The 3,561-nt window shown below is 70.4% G+C and carries 1 protein-coding gene and 2 pseudogenes; 1 reads left to right on the forward strand and 2 read right to left on the reverse strand.

The genetic code is table 11. The features are described from left to right. Together C1I98_RS36655 and C1I98_RS36660 are read right to left on the reverse strand one after the other, a co-directional pair. A partial coding sequence (locus tag C1I98_RS36655) for a hypothetical protein (protein ID WP_199537493.1) occupies positions 1-1,403 on the reverse strand: 1,403 nt, incomplete at its 3' end. Between the two features lie 268 nt (positions 1,404-1,671). Further along, a pseudogene (locus C1I98_RS36660) lies at positions 1,672-2,353 on the reverse strand (SAM-dependent methyltransferase). A 242-nt stretch (positions 2,354-2,595) separates the two neighbouring features. Here C1I98_RS36660 and C1I98_RS46550 point away from each other — a divergent pair. Further along, a pseudogene (locus C1I98_RS46550) lies at positions 2,596-3,423 on the forward strand (cysteine peptidase family C39 domain-containing protein); the annotation flags it as partial. Positions 3,424-3,561 lie beyond the last annotated feature (138 nt).

The following is a 3,561-nucleotide window of genomic DNA, read 5'->3' on the forward strand; positions in this document are numbered from 1 at the left end:
GGGTGTGGGGGTCGGTCGGGCAGGGTGAGCAGGCCCTCGGCGGCGGCGCCCGCGACCGGCGCCCAGTGGTCCGGGGCCTCCTGCCGGAACCGTTCCTGCAAGCTGAACCTCTCCAGGAAGGCGTCCGGGTCGCCGCCCAGGCTGATCAGGTCGGCCAGGGTCTCCAGGCCCGGCGCGCCCACCAGCGCCCCCTCGCGTACCTCCGAAAGCAGTGCCTCCAGCACCGAAGGCCCGGCGACCTCGGCCAGGGCGCGTACCCGGTGCCGCCGGAAGTGAGCGGTCACGGCCTGGTCCAGCACCTCTTCCAGGGCGTCGGCGCTGGCCTCGGTGACCTGACCGCCGCACGCCGCCTCGACGCGGGCGCGCAGGTCGTCGAACTCACCGGCGAGCCCGTTGAGCGCGCTCAGGTCGTGCTGGGCCGGGCGGCGCTGGTCGGCGTACGCCTGCCGTACCCGCTCGGCCGAACCGGCCGCCGCGGCGAACGACGCGCGCAACCGTTCCAGACCCGCGCGCAACTCGTCGAACGCGGTCCCATCGAACGCGGTCCCATCGAACGCGGTCCCATCGAACGCGGCCTCGGCGGCAGCAGGCGCGACCGGCGAACGGGGTTCCGGCTCCGCCGCCACGGCGGGAGCCGCGCCATTGCCCACCGCCGCCGCCTTCGCGGGCGGGGCGACGGCCTTCACCGCGACCGCCGCCGCCTTGGCCGCCGCTTCCGCTTGCGCCTCCGCTTCCGCAGCCGCGCTCGCCTCGGCCGCGGCGATGGCGCGGAGTTCGGTCAGCGAGATCGGTACCTCGGGCAGCCTGGCCTGGCCCTCTCGCAACTGGTCCCACGCCGTGCGGAGCACGTCGGCGGCCTGCGGGGCCATCCGCTCGGTGGAAGAGAGCAGCAGGGCGAGCGCCAGCCCGGACAGCGCGTGGTCGTGCCGGAAGATGTCGATCAGCACCAGGTCGATGAAGTTGCCGGTGAGTCCGTCCAGGCTCGTCAGCGCCTCGGCGATCTGCGGCGCCTCGGCCAGCGCCCCGGCCGCCGTGCTCGCGTGCAGGAGGTTGACGCAGGTCTCTGCTGAGAGTCCATCGGAGTTGTCGAAGCCACGGCTAAAGCGGGTACTCAGTGCACAGATAAGTGAAGAGCCCCTTTTCTTGTCACTTCCGCGCAGTGCCCGGGTAAGACTGGTCGCGGCCATTTTGCTGATCGAGCGCATGTCGCGCAGCCGGACATGGGCGAGGATCTGCTTTCTGTCCGTTTGAGTGTATCCGTGATCAGCGGAGAGTAAGTCGTCGGGGGTGATCCTCCCCACCGCCTCGGCGAGCACTATGCCGACATCGGCGAAGGCAGGAAGGGCGCCGACGGCTCCCAGTGGCACGGGATCGCGCGCGCCGCCCTTGTCTTCCTTCCCCAAAGTGTATCGAACCATCAGATACCTCCGCCTAGCACAATGCCACCCACATCGTAAGGGCAGAAGGTCGTGAATCCTTCTTAAAGCAGGAAGAGGCACTGTACTTGGGAAGTCTTATCCAATAGAAGGCGGCCCTCACGATGTCAGAATAAAAGCGGGGCCGTATTTGGCAATACAAGCGTACTTAGGTATAAAGTGCGGTCACGTTTCGATGATACGGTCCGCCCGTAACCTGCATACCGTGTCACACAGCAGCGCGCTCCCACCCGCCTCACCGCTTTCTGGCAAGCCCGCAGAACTGATAAACCTCATCCGGAACCCCGAACGGCGACTCCTCGGGACGCCACCGGGAGCATGAGACGACCGCGGGTGGCAGCAGTTCCAGCCCGTCGAAGAACGCGGCGAGCCGGTCCTTCCCGCGCAGGCACATTTCGGCCACTCCCGCCTCGTTGCCGATCCGGACGGCCTCGCGCCGCCGCCGCGTTGACCTCGTCGGTGGGGTGGGCGATGGCGAGATGGCCGCCCGAGGGCACCGCGCCGGGATCACGTACGTCGGCGTGGAGGTAGTCGGTCCGGCCCTCGGGGGTGCCGACGAGGAGGGCGCGGGCGTGGCTGAGTACGAGGGGGTCGTCGTCCACGTACACGATCCGGGACTCGGGGGCGACGCGCTGCGCGATCTCATGCGTGTTGCCGGCGGTGGGCAGGCCGGTGCCCAGGTCCAGGAACTGCCGGATGCCCGCCTCGCCCGCCAGGTAGCGGACGGCCAGGCCGAGGAACATCCGGTCGGCGCGGGCCGACTCGGCGATGTCCGGGATCACCTGGCGGATCCGCTCGCCGACCGCCCGGTCGGGGGCGTGGTTGTCCTTGCCGCCCAGCCAGTAGTTCCAGACGCGGGCGGTGTGCGGGACGGTCGGGTCGAGTCCGGGGGGGGCGGGGTCGCTGGCGCCGGCCATGGCGGTCGGTCCTTCCGAGGATGGGGGGTCCATGATCGCCAACAGCCTTTCATGAGAATAGGAGCTTGGTGACCACGACAAAGGGGATGTCCGGAAATCGGGAAAGTGTGGAACTTCGCCGGAGTGGCCCGGGTTCCGCGCGCGATACGTAACATCTCCGATGTGCGCGCCCGACCGGCGAACTACATTCCCCGCGTCGAGCCCCTAAGTGAGGTCACATGCGCAAGCCGACCGTAGCGCTCATGTCATTGGTCCTCGTCGCGGCCCCGGTGACGGGCCCGGTAACCGGCGCGGCCGCCGCCGCGAGGGCCCCCGCGCAGATCCCCGAAGTCGTCTACCAACGGGCCGCCTTCCCCGCGGGCACCCAGGAGGGCACCTCCGCCGCCGGCGGCGCGCTGCGCTTCGGCAAGGCCGTGGGCACCGTCACCTACACCGACGCGCTGGGCGCCAAGACCTGGGAGTACGCCCGCTGGACCGGTTCCGGCCGGGCCGTCGGGTTCGCCGCCACCGAACTCGTCGCCTCCTGGACCGCCGACACCCCGGCGGGCACCTGGATCCAGGTGGACATGCGCGGCACCACCCCCGACACCAAGTGGTACGTCCTCGGCCGCTGGGCGTACGGCGACGCGGACATCCAGCGCACGTCCGTACGCGGCCAGGGCGACGCCGACGGCAGCGTGGCGGTGGACACCTTCGTCGCCGCCAAGGGCAGGCCGATCGACTCCTACCAGTTGCGCGTCACCCTCTACCGCAAGCCGGGCCAGTCCCGGGGGCCGGTCGTGACCGCGCTCGGCGCGATGGCGTCCGCCGTACCGGACCGCGCGAGCGTGCCGGTCAGCCCGGGCGGCGGCGCGTGGGGCGTCGAACTCGACGTACCGCGCCGGTCGCAGAACGTCCACGAGGGGCACTACCCCGAATGGGACGGCGGCGGCGAGGCGTGGTGCAGCCCCACGTCCACGACCATGGTCCTCGGCCGCTGGGACAAGTGGCCCAGCAAGCGGGACACCTCCTGGGTCGATCCCACCGACCCCGACCCCGAGGTCGACTATGCCGCCAGGCACACCTACGACTACACCTACCAGGGCGCGTATCGCGATCGGCACCCGGTGGCGCAAAGGCCGGGGACACTGGCTGGTGGCCCGGCGCTCGATCAGTGACCCCATGGAGATCGCCTACTACCTGTGTTTCGGGCCGCGCCGCGCCACCCT

Origin of the sequence: Spongiactinospora gelatinilytica (assembly GCF_003236385.1) — a bacterium.
Lineage (GTDB): Bacteria > Actinomycetota > Actinomycetes > Streptosporangiales > Streptosporangiaceae > Spongiactinospora > Spongiactinospora gelatinilytica.